Annotated in this window: 14 protein-coding genes; 7 read left to right on the top strand and 7 right to left on the bottom strand. The window is 57.6% G+C overall.

Annotated features, from left to right (window positions below):
* The first annotated feature begins 81 nt into the window (after positions 1-81).
* The 3 genes from VIL80_RS07615 to VIL80_RS07605 all read left to right on the top strand — a co-directional run bounded on the left by VIL80_RS07615 (position 82) and on the right by VIL80_RS07605 (position 3215).
* Positions 82-1233: a sigma-70 family RNA polymerase sigma factor gene (locus VIL80_RS07615; protein ID WP_332035523.1), complete on the top strand. Its 1152-nt coding sequence runs from the start codon at positions 82-84 to the stop codon at positions 1231-1233.
* Between the two features lie 160 nt (positions 1234-1393).
* Entirely contained in the window at positions 1394-1999 is a 606-nt protein-coding gene (locus VIL80_RS07610) for an acyloxyacyl hydrolase (protein ID WP_332035522.1), read from the top strand.
* A gap of 202 nt (positions 2000-2201) precedes the next feature.
* Positions 2202-3215 (top strand): glycosyltransferase family 4 protein, encoded by a 1014-nt coding sequence (locus VIL80_RS07605; protein ID WP_332035521.1) that lies wholly within the window; start codon positions 2202-2204, stop codon positions 3213-3215.
* Between the two features lie 27 nt (positions 3216-3242).
* Here the strand turns inward: VIL80_RS07605 and VIL80_RS07600 are convergent, their stop codons facing one another.
* Positions 3243-4451 (bottom strand): glycosyltransferase, encoded by a 1209-nt coding sequence (locus VIL80_RS07600; protein ID WP_332035520.1) that lies wholly within the window; start codon positions 4449-4451, stop codon positions 3243-3245.
* A 265-nt stretch (positions 4452-4716) separates the two neighbouring features.
* Here VIL80_RS07600 and VIL80_RS07595 point away from each other — a divergent pair, with 265 nt between their 5' ends.
* Together VIL80_RS07595 and VIL80_RS07590 are read left to right on the top strand one after the other, a co-directional pair.
* Positions 4717-5646 carry a TraB/GumN family protein gene (locus VIL80_RS07595; RefSeq protein ID WP_332035519.1) on the top strand — a complete coding sequence of 310 codons (930 nt, stop codon included), beginning with the start codon at positions 4717-4719 and terminating at the stop codon, positions 5644-5646.
* 475 nt (positions 5647-6121) lie between these two features.
* Positions 6122-7363, top strand: a complete 1242-nt coding sequence (locus tag VIL80_RS07590; protein ID WP_332035518.1) for an OprO/OprP family phosphate-selective porin — start codon at positions 6122-6124, stop codon at positions 7361-7363.
* 108 nt (positions 7364-7471) lie between these two features.
* Here VIL80_RS07590 and VIL80_RS07585 read toward each other — a convergent pair whose 3' ends face one another.
* The gene (locus VIL80_RS07585; protein WP_332035517.1) at positions 7472-11038 is read right to left on the bottom strand and encodes an indolepyruvate ferredoxin oxidoreductase family protein; all 3567 of its coding nucleotides are present in this window, start codon (positions 11036-11038) and stop codon (positions 7472-7474) included.
* Positions 11039-11291: 253 nt separating this feature from the next.
* On the opposite strand from VIL80_RS07585, the gene VIL80_RS07580 reads away from it, so the two are divergent.
* Entirely contained in the window at positions 11292-11762 is a 471-nt protein-coding gene (locus tag VIL80_RS07580; protein ID WP_010131435.1) for an Lrp/AsnC family transcriptional regulator, read from the top strand.
* A 123-nt stretch (positions 11763-11885) separates the two neighbouring features.
* Here the strand turns inward: VIL80_RS07580 and VIL80_RS07575 are convergent, their stop codons facing one another.
* Positions 11886-12395 carry a shikimate kinase gene (locus VIL80_RS07575; RefSeq protein ID WP_332035516.1) on the bottom strand — a complete coding sequence of 170 codons (510 nt, stop codon included), beginning with the start codon at positions 12393-12395 and terminating at the stop codon, positions 11886-11888.
* A 46-nt stretch (positions 12396-12441) separates the two neighbouring features.
* Positions 12442-13164 carry an acyltransferase gene (locus tag VIL80_RS07570; protein WP_332035515.1) on the bottom strand — a complete coding sequence of 241 codons (723 nt, stop codon included), beginning with the start codon at positions 13162-13164 and terminating at the stop codon, positions 12442-12444.
* Positions 13165-13321: 157 nt separating this feature from the next.
* Between VIL80_RS07570 and VIL80_RS07565 the strand changes: the two genes are divergently transcribed.
* Positions 13322-13966 (top strand): class I SAM-dependent methyltransferase, encoded by a 645-nt coding sequence (locus tag VIL80_RS07565; protein WP_332035514.1) that lies wholly within the window; start codon positions 13322-13324, stop codon positions 13964-13966.
* Here VIL80_RS07565 and VIL80_RS07560 read toward each other — a convergent pair.
* The 3 genes from VIL80_RS07560 to VIL80_RS07550 are packed head-to-tail and all read right to left on the bottom strand — an operon-like array spanning position 13898 to position 17204.
* Positions 13898-15013 (bottom strand): prenyltransferase/squalene oxidase repeat-containing protein, encoded by a 1116-nt coding sequence (locus VIL80_RS07560; RefSeq protein WP_332035513.1) that lies wholly within the window; start codon positions 15011-15013, stop codon positions 13898-13900. The genes VIL80_RS07565 and VIL80_RS07560 overlap by 69 nt on opposite strands.
* Positions 15010-15798: a class I SAM-dependent methyltransferase gene (locus VIL80_RS07555; protein ID WP_332035512.1), complete on the bottom strand. Its 789-nt coding sequence runs from the start codon at positions 15796-15798 to the stop codon at positions 15010-15012. Before VIL80_RS07555 ends, VIL80_RS07560 begins: the two co-directional genes overlap by 4 nt.
* The gene (locus VIL80_RS07550; protein WP_332035511.1) at positions 15798-17204 is read right to left on the bottom strand and encodes a glycosyltransferase family 4 protein; all 1407 of its coding nucleotides are present in this window, start codon (positions 17202-17204) and stop codon (positions 15798-15800) included. The genes VIL80_RS07555 and VIL80_RS07550 overlap by 1 nt, the downstream gene beginning before the upstream one ends.
* Positions 17205-17305 lie beyond the last annotated feature (101 nt).

The following is a 17305-nucleotide window of genomic DNA, read 5'->3' as shown; positions in this document are numbered from 1 at the left end:
AAGGATAACGCCGGTGGTTTTACGGCAGGCAAAACGGTCGAGACGGCTGCACCGCACTGCCCCAGCATAAGGTTCAGACTTTTGTCCCGAGTAAACATCAACTCAAGGGATGATGAATGGCTGAAGGAGAATGGCACCAATCTGGCCGGGGATGACTTCCAGCAGGAAGACCCTGAACAATCCATGCAGACGTCCCAGGACGCGATCGAGGATGATTCCGCATCCAATGATTCCCTGGGCGACAATGTCGGCACACCGATGCAGAACTACCTCAAGCATCTGTATCGGCTCGATTTGCTGACACCGGAAGAGGAGCACACCACAACCTGCCTGTTGCGGGAGTTGGAAGACAAAATTATCGCCCTGCTGCAGAAACGCGGCACCGATCTGGTTGACCTGCGCAGTGAAGGCGTGGAACAGCGCGGCAGCACCGGCGCCTATGATCACGGGCTCATCATCGCCAGGGCAGAGGCATTGCTCGACCGCGATAAAATATCCCAGCGTGACCGCAGTGCGCTGCAAAACCTGATGAAGCGCTTCAAGGAGCAGCGCAAGAAACTGATCCAGTGCAACCTGCGCCTGGTGATTGCCATCGCCAAGCGCTTCCGCAACCCCTCGGTACCGTTTATCGACCTGATTCAGGAGGGCAACGTCGGCTTGATGAAGGCCATCGAGCGCTTCAAACCGCAGATGGGTTACCGTTTCTCCACCTACGCCTACTGGTGGATTCAACAGGAGATCCAACTCACCCTGCGGCGCAATGACGACCTGGTGCGCCAACCGGCCAATGTGCAGGACGATCTGCGCAATATCTACCGGGCGATCAACCAGGTGCGATCGGAGGGGTTGTCGGCATCGGATGAGAACATCGCCAAACAGACCGGACTGGAACTGGAGCGTGTGCAGAGCCTGCTGAAACTGCCCGGCCCCACCAGCTCCCTGGACGACCCTATCTCCGATGACCAGAGCAGTACGCGACTCGACTACGCACCGGCCAACGAGATGTTCAATACCGACGAGCTGGTTTCAAACCAGGAACTGGCTCAGCGATTGCGGGATGCAGTGGCCAAGCTGCCGCCGCGACAGCGTACCGTATTGAGCCTTCGATATGGTCTGATCTCTGACCGCGACTGCTCCTTCCGCGTCATCGGCGAACAACTGGGGCTCAGCCAGGAGCGCGCGCGCCAGTTGCACTCGGACGCGCTGCGACAACTCAAGCGACAGTGGCGCTGATACTTATTTTTCGCTCACCTCTAACCCACAGGGCATCCCGGGACTCCGGGATGCCCTGCTTGCGATCGCCCTGATAACGGCTAACCTTGCAAATGGCCGGCAAGCTTCAAACGTCCGGAAATTAAGAGCAATAACTGGCGAATCAACTGGCGATAGCATCATGCCCCGTCCCCGATCTGGCAATTCTGCAATACACCGCGCCTACCTGATTCTTATCCTGTGCGGCGCCGCACTACTGTCACTCCCCGTCCATGCCCAGACCAGCAGTGGCGGAATGGAGGGTGCACAGGAGTTCATCATCAGCGGCGGCAAAGGGTTGGGAAATGCATTGATCCAGCAGAAATCCATCGCCGGCTCGAATATGGTGGGCGCCAACTGGGCGTATCAGTTTTACGATTACCCAAGTAATCACCATTTCCAGTGGTGGGCCCAGGTAAGCTACAGCTATATGTGGCACGACTATCGCGGACGCGACCAGAAGCAGAATATTTGGGAAGTGAAGCCGGTGGTGCGCTGGTATCCGCGCCGGGAGGCACAGGGATTTTTCGGCGAATTCGGTATCGGTGCAGCCTACCTTGACGAGCGCAGCTTTGGCCAGATCGAACTTTCCACCAATCTTAATTTTGCCCTGCACTTTGCCACGGGCTACACCCTGCAGGGTGGTGACACTCTCTCACTGCGCTACAGCCACTTTTCCAACGGCTATACCAACACCCCCAATCCCGGGTTCGATTTTGCCTCGCTGAACTGGCACAAGAAATTTTGATGTCGCGCCTGAAATTATTGCGCAACAAAATAGTAATGATTCAATCAAATTCTTGTCACACAGCCTGGCGAGAATAGCGCATGCAAGGACAGCCGAAATGGGCTGACTGCCTGGCGCCGTAGCCACACCGGAATTTTCCGGTAACCTGCCCAACCGCAATAACAATAACGCGGCGCTCCAGAGATATTGGACCTCTAGCCGCATGATTCAGACCATCTGCCATCTGATTGCCAGCCGGGAACACGGCGGGCTGGAAAAACACGTTGCCGACCTGTCGCGCTGGCAGGCGCACAACACCGGCGCCCGGGTCGCCGTGATTGCCCATCCCCGATATCTGATAACACTGGACGAACGCATCCAGTTCATTCCGCTCAATACCGACCACAGCCGCCACCACCCGAACCTGGTCTGGCGCCTCGCCAGCCTGATCCGCAAAGGTGGCTACCAGATCGTGCACGGGCACGGCTCAAAATCCGCGCAGTTGTTGGCCGCGGTACAGCCCTTCACGGAAACCCGGCAGGTAATCACCCGGCACAATGTGCGGCATCCGCGTGACAAGCTCGCCAGCGCCTTCGATGCGCGTATTGCCATCAGTCACAATACCGTCGCCAATTCAAAGCTGGAGTGGACCATCATTCCCAATGGCGTGGAACTGTCGGCACCGGCGGCCAGTGCGCCGCTACCGGGACTGCCCCCCAACGAGGGACCGACACTGTTGGTTGCAAGCCGCCTGATCAAGGCGCGCTGTGTCGATCAGCTGATCGACGCGCTGGCGCTACTGCCGGACGCGCACTTGATGGTGCTGGGAGACGGACCGGAAAAGGAGGCGCTGCAGCAGCAGGTAAGTAATCTGCAACTGGACACGCGGGTCGTTTTTTTTGCGGGGAACAACGCGGTGGCCAGTTTTATGCGGGCCGCCGACCTGGTGATCCTACCGGCGGTGGCTGAAGGCACACCCTATACCCTGCTGGAGGCACTACTGCACCGCACACCGGTCATTGCCAATGGCAGTGGAAATGTTATCGACTACCTGCCGCAGAAATATCTGCTGAGCGAAGTCGCGCCTGCGTATATCGCGGAAAAAATCCGCGCCACCTTGCAAAGCGCAACACTGGAAAAGGATTTTGCACCGCTGTTTGCCCGCGCGCAGTCAGAGTTCACTCTGGACTCCATGGCGCGGGCCACTTGGCGGGTTTACACCGGACTGTTTGCCTGAACACCAGGCGTTAATACCGTGCGGGAATCAGCCCATGCCAGTGGCAGAATGCCGGGCTGAAACTCTTTCCCCACAAAGGGACTGGAACCAACTCACCGCCTGGGCCGTGGTCTCTGCCAGGCTGAAACCGGCGAAATTCACATTGAGCGGGTTGCCGAGTATGGACTCGCAGGCATCCGCGAGTTGCGCCACCACCGCAGCATCACTTTTTCCGGACAGGTCCGGCAATACCCCCTGCGGGAAGCACTGCTGCAGCATCTCAACCCCGGTACCGGCTAGCGCCACCGCGGGACAGCCCATGGCCAGCGACTCGGTGACAACCCTGCCGCTGGCGGCCCGGTCGCAGGCAAGATCCAGCGTTACTCGCGCACTGGCGTAGAACTCACGCATATCCCTGCGGGCGCCGAGAAACAATACATGTTCCGCAAGCCCCATTGTCTCGGCGCGGCGCTCCAGATTGCGAGCAAATTTTTCCTGCCCCGGCTCAACCGCACCGACAATAAGGCCGAAAATATCCGGGCATGTCTGTTTCAGTGCCGCCAGCAGCTCCAGAAAGCGCTCCTGCCCCTTACCTGGTGCAATGGGGGCGGGCAGCAGTAGCCAGTTGCGGCCCTCCAGCTGCGGAAACTGGTTCAGCAGTTTCTGGTGCCAGTGACCGGAAACCGGCGCCCGCCGGTCCAGCTCGCGGATATTTACCCCGCGATAATGCACCCGCAATCCGGGGTACTCTTCAAATTCGCCTTCGCTTAAAACCGCTGGCGCCTGCTTGAGAATTGCAGCGTGACGCAGCTGCAACTCGCGGGCCAGGGTTCTGGAACCGGCTAACACCAGTTCCCCACGAGCCAGCGCGCCATTTACGCGCCCGCGGAGAGATCCGCCAGGTGGCAGGGAATGCAATAGAGTTACCAGGCGCGGGCGCCCGGTTTCAGGCAGGGATTGCCAGACTTTCCAACCGTGCCAGCTGCACAGTGCATCGCGCGCCAGCAGTACATCCGCCTGCAGGGACTCCAGCAGCCGGCGCAACTTGCCGTGCAAACGGGCATTGAAAAAACCCTTCTGGTCAACGGCAAGCTCGTGGTGCTGACAGTTGTGTAGGGTCAGGCGCGACACCAATGTACCGCCCGCAGAAATCACGACGGATTCATGCCCCTGCCTGGCGAGCTCCTGGGCGAACTCCAGCGTCTCTTGCGCCAGTTCTCCGCCTTCCAAAGAGGGCACCAGTTGTACAATCCGCATAGCCGAGCAAACTCCATTCCACGATTTAATCGCCACTCTTCTCACCCGCCCCAGCAGGTCGCACAAGATTATTTTTTGTAACGGACTCCGAGCCGGAAGTGAGTAGACGCCGGGTTTCCCTGACTCTGTATCCAGACTTTAAGTGGCCTAGCGATTGTACAGCTGATTTCTGCGCCAGGGCGCACAATTTTCGTAACGGCGACACAAATCACAAGCTGGGCGGAATCCAGTAGAATTTTCCGACCAGAAACTCACGGAACACGATATGGAACTCTGCCAATCAGCCGCCCTGCCCCGACATCACCTGCGCAAAACGTCCACTGCCTACTGGCTGCTGGTATTGTTTTTTGCCCTGTCCGCCACCCAGACACTCGCGGCCAACGACCGCGGCCTGCTGCTTGAGGCAACAAAGGGAGAAAGCACGGTGTACCTGCTGGGTTCCATCCATCTCGCCGACCAGAGCTTTTACCCCCTGCGGGACACCATCTCCGACGCTTACAAAAGCAGTGATGTACTGGTGGTAGAAGCCGATGTGGTCGCCATGGAGTCCGACCCGCAGCTACAGCAGCAAGTGATGCGGGAATCCTTTTATCCGCCGGGCGACCAACTGAAAAACCACGTATCTCCCGCGGTGTATGGGCAGCTACAGGCGTGGCTGCAGAAGCGCCAGATTCCGGAAATCCATTTCAGCCGCATGCGCCCTGCTATCGCCATGATCACCCTGAGTCTGGTGGAAATGCAGGCCCGTGGACTGGACCCGAACGCGGGCATCGACCGTCACTTTCTCCTGCAGGCACACCAGCACAGCAAGCCCACCCTGGAGCTGGAAAGCGTCATACAACAGCTGGTACTTTTGAACAGCCTGGAAAAGCCTGAGCTCTATTTACAGCAGACGCTGGAGCAACTGGAAGAAATGGACAAGTTCGTACCGCGCATGACTGGGGCCTGGAAGGCCGGTGATCAGGGCGCCCTGTACGACCTGATCTTCCGCGAGGGCATTGAGGACCACCCTGAGTTTGAACAGTTACACGAGCGCCTTTTCTACGCGCGTAACCGAGAGATGGCGAAGAGAATCCAGACCTTCAGCCAGCAGTATGAAACACTGTTCGTAGTGGTGGGTGCCGGCCATCTTGTGGGAGGGAAGTCTGTTACCGACTACCTGAAAAGCGCCGGATTTAGCGTCAAACAGATCTGATTCATCATCTTTCCCCATCACAGGTGAATCGCCGGGTACGGCAGCGACCATAAACGGAAGGCGCTGCCAAATCTGCCAGTAGTTCGGTAAAAACTCATACAATCGGGAAGACGGCACCCGCAACCTGGGCTATATTCTCCCCCTCTCCAAGCTGAAAGCTCGATGTAAGGTACGCGACGCCATTTTGTGAGCTGACCTTTACGCAATTACCCAAGTACGTCATATGCTGAATTAGCCTCGGCGAAGACAGAAATACCGATGTAATTGCCTGACTGCTGGCGCCACATACGCAAACTCACCGACATCGACAAGCACCCTCCGCCGCTATCACACCTTTATTACAAAAATGTTACGAGCAGTGGAATCTATTTTTATGGATTCAAATTGCTTCAGAAATGTTTCCAATTTTTGACAAAAGGAATGGGCTGCTAGTATTCGCCGCCATTAACAAAGCCATAAATACGGGATACACGACATGACATGCCTCCACAAGAGCCTGATGGCCATCACTATGACCAGCCTGCTCTCGGGCACTGCGGCCGCGGATGAAGCAACGACCAAGGGCAACCTGGAAATCAAGTCCGATGACGGCAACTTTTCCGCCTCCCTTGGCGGGCGGATTCATTTCGATACCTATCTGTTTGACAGCGACCTCGAAGACCCGATCAGCACCACAGACTTCCGCCGCGCGCGCATTACCCTGAAAGGCAATATCTACGACTGGAGCTATGTGCTGGAACAGGATTTCACTGGCGGCGATACCCTGAGCGGATACCGCGATGTCTATCTGGCGCATGAGTTTCTCAACGGTGAAATCCGTATCGGCCAGTTCAAACCCTTCCGCTCCATGGCGGAGATGACCAGTTCCAATGAGCTGACCATGCTGGAACGCCCCTTCTCCAGCGCCACCGGTCTCTACGATGGCCATCAGTTCCAGCAGGGCATCGGCTGGACCGGCGTGCAGGACTGCTTCACCCTCGGCTTTATGGCCTTCAACCTGCGCGATGCGGGTACACCACGCAACGAGGGTGTGGGCGCATCAGGCCGTCTCGCCTGGGCACCGATCAATACCGATGAACTGACCCTGCACCTGGGCACCTCGGTCAGCTTCGAAAACAACAACCGAAATTCCAGCGATCTGACGTCTGAGGCCGATTATGCCGGCCGCCGCGGCCCCTCTCAGTTAATGGCGCTTACCCCGGGCGATCTCGGTGGTGACGCCACCACCGCAGCACTGGAACTTGCCGGCAGCTATGGCCCCTTCTACCTGCAGGGGGAATACACCGTTGGTGAATTCGAGGGCAATTACTACCTCTCGGAAGAGGATTTCGAAGACGAATTCGGTGCGCCAGCCCCATTCCCCTGCGACCCTGAATTCGGTTGTTACATCGACAATCAGAGCATCCACACCTGGTACATCCAGGGCAGCTGGATGCTGACCGGCGAACACAAGGCGTACAGCAAAAAACGCGGTGCGTTCAGCTCCGCGAAGCCGAGCGGTGACGGCCTGTGGGGCGGCGCCTGGGAGCTCACTTTCCGCTACGACACCATGGAAAACCGCGACATCCAGCATCTGGAAGCCAGCAGCACCACGATCGGCCTCAACTTCTACGCCAATCGCAACGTGCGCTTTATGTTTAACTACATCATGGGTGACGACGATTTCACCGGAGACAACACTGACCAGCTGGGTGTGCGGGTGCAAGTCGGCTGGTAACGCTCCAGCAAATTGCAGATAAAAAAATGGCGAGCTTCGAGCTCGCCATTTTTTTGTTACTGCAACGGGCGTTACCCTGCTGCAGTGCTTCACCCTAACTTCTGGGTTTTACCCCACCTGCTGCGCCTTGGCCGGATCAAACACTTCCACCTGCACGGCTGAATCCTGCACACCGGCTTTCGGGTTGTAGAAATGTTGCAGTGACTTCACTTTTAACTGATTCGCCTTCTCTACATTTCCATCCTTGATCAGTCCGTAGCCGCGAATCAAATCCGGGTAACCCAGCAGTTCGATGGCCGCCGCGTGGTTTTCCGCATTGAGCTTGCCAATAACTTCATTGACCAGGTTTTCGTACTCCGCAATCAATGCACGCTCCATTTTACGCTCGGCGGTGTAACCAAAAATATCCAGCGCGGAACCGCGCAGGAAGCGCAGTTTTGCCAGCATACCGAATGCACGGTGCATCCAGCCGCCGAACTTCATCTTGCGCGGGCGCCCGAGGTTTTTATCGAAACGGCTCAACAGCGGCGGCGCAAGATTAAACTCCAGCTCGAAATCACCGGCGAAATTCTCCCGCAGGGAATCCATAAACCGGCCATCGCTGTACAAGCGCGCAACCTCGTATTCGTCCTTGTAGGCCAGCAGCTTGGCGTAATTGTGCGCAACCACTTCCGCCAACGCCTCACTCCCCGGCACTTTAAGAATTTCCGCCGCCTTCACCTTGTCCACCAGCGCGCGGTAGCGGCGTGCCAAGTCAACGTTCTGGTAACCGGTAAGGTGCGCAACCCGGTGCGCCACAACATCCTCGAGTCCCTGTGGCAGCGTTTTCTCCTCACCTTTCACCAGCAGCCGCTCCAGAGCGGGCATGTCGGCCGCTGCGAGGCGACCTGCAGCAAAACCTTGGAGGTTAGCCTCCACAGCCACACCATTCAGTTCAATTGCCTGCTGAATGGGGGAGAGCCCCAGGGGAATCAGGCCTTTCTGCCAGGCAAAACCCAGCATGAAAATATTCGCTGCCAGGGTGTCGCCAAGCGCGGCCTTGGTGAGGGTGTGCCCTTCCACCACATCAAGTTCCCGCACCGCATCCTTGATGGTATCAAGCACCGCCTGCGGCGAATGGATGTCCTCGCGCCCCAACACCGAAGCCGCCGTCGGGCTGAGGTGGGTATTTACCACCGCACGGCTGAGGGTTTCATCCAGTTTCGCAAGGCTCGCAGACAGGTTGCCAGCCGCGATCAGGTCGCACGCCATCAGTGCATCGGCGCGGCCATCAGAAATACGCACCGCCTGTAAGGCCTCCGGGCGCTCGGCAAAGCGCACATGGGAATAAACCGCCCCACCCTTCTGCGCAAGCCCGGTCTGGTCCAGGGTGCTACAGGCACGACCTTCAATGTGCGCCGCCATCGCCAGCAATGCACCGATGGTGACGACGCCGGTGCCACCGACGCCGGTCACCAACAGATTGAATGGCTCCGCTAGATCCGGCATCTGTGGCGCGGCGAGTTTGTCCGCCGCCTGACACAGCGCATCACCGACACCGGCGCGCTTGCTCAGCTTGCCGCCTTTCACCGTGACGAAGGACGGGCAAAAGCCGTTCACACAAGACATATCCTGGTTGCAGGCGGTTTGGTTGATCCGGCGCTTGTCACCGAGTGCGGTCGGCACCTTTTCCACCGCAATACAGCTGGACTGGGTGACACAGTCGCCACAGCCCTCGCACACCAGTTCGTTAATGAAGGGCCGCCCTTCCGCCTTCGGCAGCAAGCCGCGCTTGCGCTTGCGGCGCAGCTCGGTGGCGCAGGTCTGGTCGTAGACGATGACGGTACAGCCGGGCTCTTCCCGCAACTCTTTCATCACGGTCGGCATATGGTCGCGGTGACGAACCTCTACTTCGCGCGGGAAGTTCAGGGCGCCCTTAAACTGCTCCGTCTTGTACTTGCTGGTGTCATCCATCACCAGAACGACTTTCTTCACCCCTTCCGCCAGTACCTGGCGACAGATCATGTCCGGGCGCAGTTCGCCGTCGTGGGGCTGACCACCGGTCATGGCAACGGCGTCGTTGTACAGAATCTTGTAGGTGATATTCACCTTGGCGGCCACAGAAGCGCGAATGGCGAGAATACCGGAGTGGAAATAGGTTCCGTCACCCAGGTTGACGAACACATGAGGCTCACTGGTGAAGGCCGCCTGACCAATCCAGTTAACACCCTCGGCACCCATCTGGGTAAAGGTGAAGGTTTCGCGATCGAGCCACTGGGCCATGTAGTGACAGCCGATACCCGCCAGCGCACGACTGCCTTCGGGCACGCGGGTGGAGCGGTTGTGGGGGCAGCCGGCGCAGAACATCGGCAGGCGCGCAACACTCGAGCCCGCCTGCGCGGAAATACGCTCCGCCAGGGCGTCCAGGCGCATCAGGCGGTGTCGGGCTCGCTCGTGCAATTTGTCTTCCCCGAGCAGGTAACCCAGCACCTGCGCCACTACCGCCGGTGAGAGCTCACCGTATACCGGCAGCAACGGGTTATCGTGCTCATCCACCTTGCCGAGAATGCGCGGGAAGTGCGGGTCGCGCACGTGGACGTTGTACAGCTCTTCTTTAAGCTGCACCTCCATCAGGCTGCGTTTTTCTTCCAGCACCAGCAGGCGATCGAGACCGCGGGCAAATTCCTGGATACCAGGAACGTCCAGCGGGTAGGTCATGCCCACCTTGAGAATACGGATACCCAGTGCGCGGGCGCGCTCTTCGTCGATGCCCATGTCCTCGAACGCCTGCATCAGGTCCAGATGGGCCTTGCCGGCGGTGACGATACCGAGGGTGGCATCCGGGTTGTCGAGCACCAGCCGGTTCAGCTGGTTGGCGCGGGCAAAGGCCAGTGCCGCCGGGCGCTTGTAGCGCCACAGGCGCTCTTCCTGTTCGAGCGGGTTGTCCTGCTTGCGGATATTGAGTCCGCCCGGTGGGCGCTCAATCTCGGGATAAACAAAGGAAACACTGTCCGGGTTCACCTCGACGGTAGAGGCGCTGTCCATATTCTCGGCGAGGGTAATCATCGCCACCCAGCATCCACTGAAGCGGGACAGTTCGAGGCCGTACAGACCGTAATCCAGTACTTCCTGCACCGTCGCGGGGTTCAGCACCGGAATATGCATATCCACAAAGGCGAATTCAGACTGCCCGGGATAGGAGGACGACTTACAGCCGTGGTCGTCGCCGGCAATGATCAGCGCGCCGCCCTTGGGGGACGAACCGGCGGCATTGGCGTGACGGAAGGCGTCACAGGAGCGGTCTACGCCGGGGGTCTTGCCGTACCAGATACCGCAAACGCCATCGACCTCTGCGCCTTCGAACAGGCCCACCTGCTGGGAACCCCATACGGAAGTGGCCGCCAGCTCTTCGTTCACACCCGGCACAAAGCGGATGTTGTACTCGCTCAGAAGTTTCTTGGCGCGACTCAGCTGCTGGTCGTAACCGCCCAGGGGCGAACCGCGATACCCCGAGATAAAGGTCGCGGTGTTGAGTCCGCGTGCGCGGTCGATGCGCATTTTGTCGATAGGAAGCCGCACCAGGGCCTGGATACCCGAAAGCAGTACCCGCCCCTTGAGAGTGGTATACCGGTCATCGAGGGAAACCGATCTCGCGGCAACGGCCTGAGACTCAGCGTTCACATTCTGCTCACTCATACGCCTACTTCTTTTCCTCTGGTGGACACCCACTACTTAAGCAGACATCCGGTAATTATTGTGATTAGAGGCGCGCGTCGCCGATTTCGGCGCCGAATTAGACGACTAATATACGGCGTCCGGAATTTGCGACGGCATGGTCAAGCCATACTAGTGCCTTCGGCACATGGAAACATTGCTTTATTTACGGGTTTGCACGTAAAATTATGACAGCCATCTCGAGCAAGACTGAAACTGTAGGACAGGAGTTTATATGAAGCGCTCAACAGACCTGGATGATTTCGACCGCAAGATTCTGCGGGCGCTGCAGGAAAACGCCGATTATTCCATGGCTGAGCTTGGAGACAAAGTTGGCCTTTCCCACACCCCCTGCTGGCGCCGTATCAAGCGCCTTGAGGCCGAGGGTATCATCCGTGGTCGCGTGACTCTCCTTGATCCGCGCAAGCTTGACTTGGGGGTCACAGTATACTGCTACGTGACGATTCACAACCACGACGAGGACTCCCTAAATAACTTTGAATCCGCGGTGCAGGATGTACAGGAGGTTGTCGAATGTTACTCCACCAGCGGCGACAAGGACTATGTGCTGCGTGTAGTGGTGGACAGTGTGGAGCACTATGAGCAGCTGCTGAAGCGCTCGCTGGTTCACTTGCCCAATGTGGCTTCGGTGAATTCAACCTTTGCGTTGAAACAGGTTAAGTACACCACCCAGCTTCCCCTTTGAGGTTTTTAGCGCAGTGCTCCCAGTTTTCAAGGGAGCCCTGCGCTGGCTTCTGTGGCGGCCAAGAACCTGCTAGCGACGCCGCCACAAACCTGCCTGCGAAGTGCGACGTGCAAAGAAAAAGCCTCAGCGGTCAGCCAGTCTACTGACCACCTCCGCCAGAACCCGCTCCAGATCACTTCCATCGCAATCCACGACGATATCGGCATAGCGGCGATAAAGCGCCTGGCGCTCCTCAAACAGCTCTTCAAAACTCTGCCCCGGCGCCTTGGCAATACCGCGGCTCTCGTAATTGTGAATTCGTCGGCGCAATTCATCTGCGCTGCAGTTTAAAAACACCGCGGGGCCGAATTTCAGCAGGTTGTGCATACCCTCTTCGCTGTACACCGCACTGCCTCCGGTGGCGATAACATGATTGGGCAGCACAGCTTCGGCAATTACCTCCCCTTCAATGCGGCGCAGATTCAGATAATCGCTTTCGTTCATGATTTCCTGCAGGGTCTTGTCTTCCCGCAGCTGGATCAGCACATCCGTATCCACAAAATCCTTCGCCAGCTCCTTTGCCAGCAGCACCCCAAGCGTACTCTTGCCGGCACCCGGCATTCCGATCAGTACCACACTGCCCTGTTTACTCATTGTTATCAGACTTCCAAATTGACGATCAAACGAACGATCAGGCGACTCAGTCTCCACGCCGCGGCAAAACAACAGACCGCAGCCAACCCAGCAGACTGTTGCCGGTGAGCAGCATTTTATCCAATTCATCCAGGTTGTGCGCCTGGCGGAAGCTGTCGGCAAACAGCGCTTCGCGGGTAATCATTCGCCGGCGGGGATTGATCTGCTTGATCTCACGCGCCGGATTGCCCGCGACCACGGCATTGGCCGGTACGTCGCGGGTCACAATACTTCCCGCTCCCACGACCGCGTTATCACCGATGGTGACCCCCTTACAAATGATCGCGCTGTCGCCGATCCAGACATTATCGCCGATGGTCACAGGTGCGGTGCAGCGAAAAGGACGGGTACGATTGTACAGCCCGTGCCAGTCCGAGTCCGAGATGTAAACGTTGGCGGCAAGCATGCAGGCGTCGCCCAGAATAATGGATTGACCGGCGGAGATGCGCACGCCCGGAGAGATCAAAACGTAATCACCAATGGTGATATGGGCATCGCCGCCACGGTGCCCAAGGGCGGTAAAGCGGATACAGTTGTCTGGGGTGGAGATTAGGTGCGGAAAATTACCCAGGCGGATGTTGCGGCCGAAAACCTTGACCGATGCAGGATGCATTACTTCCGGTTCGCGGCCGACGGCATCGAACTGTGGCAATAGGAAATGGTGACAGCGCCAGTTGCGAAACCGCAGCATCAGGCGCTTGAGCCAGTATGGTCTATGATCCTTGCGCATATTTATTTTCGTATCGTCAGTGGGAACTTTCGGCTGAATTGTTTTCAGGATTTCTCATGGGGATATTATTTGCCAACGGATTTGCGCCCCGCGCGCATTGCAAACCCGATAAACCACAGTTACTGTCCAGTGCAATAAACAAAGCCGAAGTACGATCATGGAAATTTCGCATTCACCTGAACAGCCTCTCGACCTGCCCCTGGATATCGACAGCGTCAAGGGCTTCCTCGACCCACAGGAAGGCGCCGCACTTTATCGCCTCGCCGCGGAAGCCAGTGATCTCGGCCCCTGCCTGGAAGTAGGCAGCTACTGTGGAAAATCCACCGTTTATCTGGGCAGCGCGTGCAAACTGATGCGCAACACCCTGTTTGCGGTAGATCACCACCGCGGTTCAGAGGAGCACCAGCCGGGCGAGGAGTACCACGATCAAGATCTGTTTGACGCGCGCAGCCAATTGATGGACAGCTTTCACAATTTCCGCGGCAATATGCGTACTGCGGGTCTGGAAGAGTACGTGGTGCCGGTCGTGGCGCCCTCCGCGGTTGCAGCGCGCCACTGGAATACACCCCTCGGTCTGGTATTTATCGACGGCGGTCACTCACTGGAAGCGGCGATGACAGATTACCGCTGCTGGTCCCGACATATTGTGCCCGGTGGGTATCTGGCCATTCACGATATTTTTCCCAACCCGGCAGACGGCGGCCAGGCGCCTTTCGAGATCTACAAGCTGGCGCTAGCTTCCGCTCAATTCGAGCTGGTGGAGATGGTCAAGACGCTCGGCATCCTGCGGCGTATCCAGTAGCGCCACCCGGGTAAACAGTGTGCTGGCGGGTGTAAGGCCTGCCAGCGCATCTGCCGCCAGCAGCATGGCGCCAACTGTCCACGTGGTTTTTTCCTCGGGCCAGATTGCGTCGTCGCGAAAAACATAACCGGTCCAGTAACCGCCATCCCGATCCTGCCAGCGGTGCAGGCCGCGATAGATCTCTTCTGCCCGGCTCACTTCGCCTGCGGCGACTAGTGCCATAGTAAGCTCACAGGATTCCGCGACGGTAACCCACGGCTCGTCACTCACACAGCGGCAACCCAGTCCGGCTACCACAAATTCATCCCATTTCAGACGCAAACGCGCCCGCGCGTCGCCGTCTTCAAACACCCCGGTGAGCACCGGGTAAAACCAGTCCATGGAAAAGCGTGCCTTGCTCTCCCAGGTACGATCAAACCGCTCCGGCATTTCCCGCAGCGCATAGCCCAGTTTTGACCGTGCGACCTTCCAGTTCGATGCTGGTTTACCCAGCGCCTCAGCAATCTGGATACCGCACTCGAAGCTTTTATAGATCGATGAGCAGCCGGTAATCAGTGCATCCCGCATAGGCTCGCCCCGCCCGTCCACCGCCCACTGGATATCACCGTGCTCCGACTGCAGCGCCAGCACAAAATTCAGGGCCTTCTCCACCATTGGCCAGAAGCGCGACAGGGATTCGCGGTCGCCGGTAATCAGAAAATGATGCCAGATTCCCGTGGCCACATAGGCAACAAAATTGCTTTCACGGCGTTCGCGATTGTCTACCTCGCCATTTTTGTATGCCGCCCACCAGCTGCCATCTTCAAGCTGCTCTGCCGCCAGCCAGGCGTAGGCTTTTTCCGCAGCATCATACTCACCCGCAATACTGAGCCCCATCGCCGCTTCCACGTGATCCCAGGGATCCGCGTGATGGCCGTCAAACCACGGGATACAGCCGCTTTCCAGCTGCTGGGAAAGAATATACTCAGCACACTGGCGAATAAAATTCTTGGGAAACAGAGGCAGCTCTGTACCGGGGGAAATAGCTGCAGCAACAGTAGGGCTCATGCAGCCACCTCGCTATCGATTTCGCGGCTGGATACGTGCGGCAACAGCTTCGGGGACGATTCAGGAACCTGATTGCGGCTCGCCGGCTTTACGAAATACAGCGCAATACTTTTACCCAGCACGGGATTGAGGAATTTCTCCACCCAGCGTGTCAACCTGGGTTTCTGCATCAGGTCCCACACCAGCAAGCGGTGATACGCGGATACCAGCGGCTGATCATCGCGCCCCCAGAACAGACACTTCAACCACCAGTAAGGTGCGTGCAGGGCATGTGCCTTGTGGCGGGCGAAATACTGGTGTCCAAACTGCTCGACACTTCGACGCAACTGCTTCTCACGAAAAATCCGGATATGCCCGCCTTCCACCTGGTGATAGGCGTCGGACAGTTTCCAGCAAACCCACTCGGGGAAATACGCTGGAACCGTCGCCGCAAAAATTCCCGCAGGTTTCAGTACCCGGGTAATTTCAGCCAACACGCCCTCGTAATCCTCGATATGCTCCAGCACCTCGGAACAGATCACCACATCAAAAAAATTGTCTGCAAACGGCAACTGCAGCGCGTCGCTCACGCTGAATAGCAGGCGGCCGGATGACTGGCTGCTCTCGCTAAATGGCTCTGCACGCCCACGGGCGGTAGCGATATCGCGCTGACTCAGATCCACCGCGAAAATATCCACGGCATCAGTGAGCATCAGATGAATGGCATGGCGTCCTTCGCCACAGCCAAGGTCGAGAACCCGCTGCCCGGGCCTCAGACTCAACAGTTCAGGGTTGACGGTAATCATCAGGCCGCCTCCCCCCGATTGTTCACACTACTGGAAAAAGTATCGCGGGAACCCCGCGGACGATCAGCATTGTTGTGAATCTGCAACTCTTCGCCACTTTCCGCGACGCCAGCATTAATGTTTGGCTCTGCGGAGATTCCGATGATTTCGCGGTAATACAACACCAGATGTTTCGCGGCCACCTGCCAGGAAAACAGCTGTTCAATTCTTCTCCGCCCCGCCGCACCCATTTCTGCACGCAGCGTCGGGTCTGATAATAGGCGCTCGATGGCGCGGGCGAGAGCACCGCTGTCTCCCGCAGGCACCACCATCCCCGCATCCCCCACCACTTCCGGCAGCGCGCCACCATCGCTGGAGATTACTGGCACGCCACAGGCCATGGCCTCTCCCGCCGGCAGGCCGAAGCCCTCGTACAATGAGGGGCAAACCACCATTGCAGACGAGGTGTAGTGCTCAGCCATTTCCTGACTGGAAATACCGGAAACGAAGCGCACACAATCTTCGAGCTTCAGCTCTCGCAACAGCCTCTCGGTGTCGCCGCCCTGTTTAAGCTTCCCAATCACCAATAAATTCAACTGCGGGTAACGCCCACGCAGCAGCGCCATAGCCTGCAACAGGAAACGCAATCCCTTGAGCGGCTGATCTGCGGAAGCCGTTGTCATAATCTGGAAAGGGTTGACCACAACCTGTTGTTGAGGCGAAAAAACTTCCGTATCGATACCGTTGTAAATCAGCTTCAATTGCGATGGCGAAACACCAAATTGCTCGACGATATCGTTAAAGGATTGTGTCGAAACAGTGACGATATGCTTGAGGCGACGGGACACCTTGATCTGCATATTCAGAAAGCTGTGCCAACGGCGAACCAGTAGCCGATAAAACCAGTCCGGTGCCGCATCCAGAGCCAGCTGACGATCCCGGGTAATAGGGTGATGGATCGTGGCAACTACCGGAAGCCCGGTCTTTTCAATATCCAGCAGCCCGTAACACAGCGACTGGTTATCGTGCACCACGTCATAGTGCTTACCGTGCCGGCGCAGATAGCGGGCGACCCTGCGCCCGAAGGCATAAGGTTCCGCAAATGCGCCGGTCAACTTCCCGAACCACTCATAAAAATCCGCCCAGCTGAGTAAATGCTCGGGCTTTAACGCGCGGGTTGGATTTTCGTGTTCGTAAAGATTGAGTCCCGGCATCTTGATGAGACGCACTCGGGGATCCAGCTCCGGATAGGGCTGGCCGGAAATGACATCGACCTTGTGGCCGGCATCCACCAGAGCCTTGCTCAGATAATGAAGGTATATGCCCTGACCACCACAGTGGGGATGGCTGCGATAGCCGAGTAAACAGATATTCAGTGGCCGGATACTGGCCGTCGGACCGTCTGTACGATTTCCCAAGGCGGTCATAGATTCCCCTGAATTATTTTTTTGGCGGACACGCAAAAATCAGGCGCCCGAAAAGCGAAGAATACACCGGCAAGGAAATGACTGCCAGACAGAATCCGTCC

Source organism: Microbulbifer sp. (assembly GCF_036563125.1).
GTDB lineage: Bacteria > Pseudomonadota > Gammaproteobacteria > Pseudomonadales > Cellvibrionaceae > Microbulbifer.
This window is presented reverse-complemented; position numbering and strand designations above follow the sequence as displayed.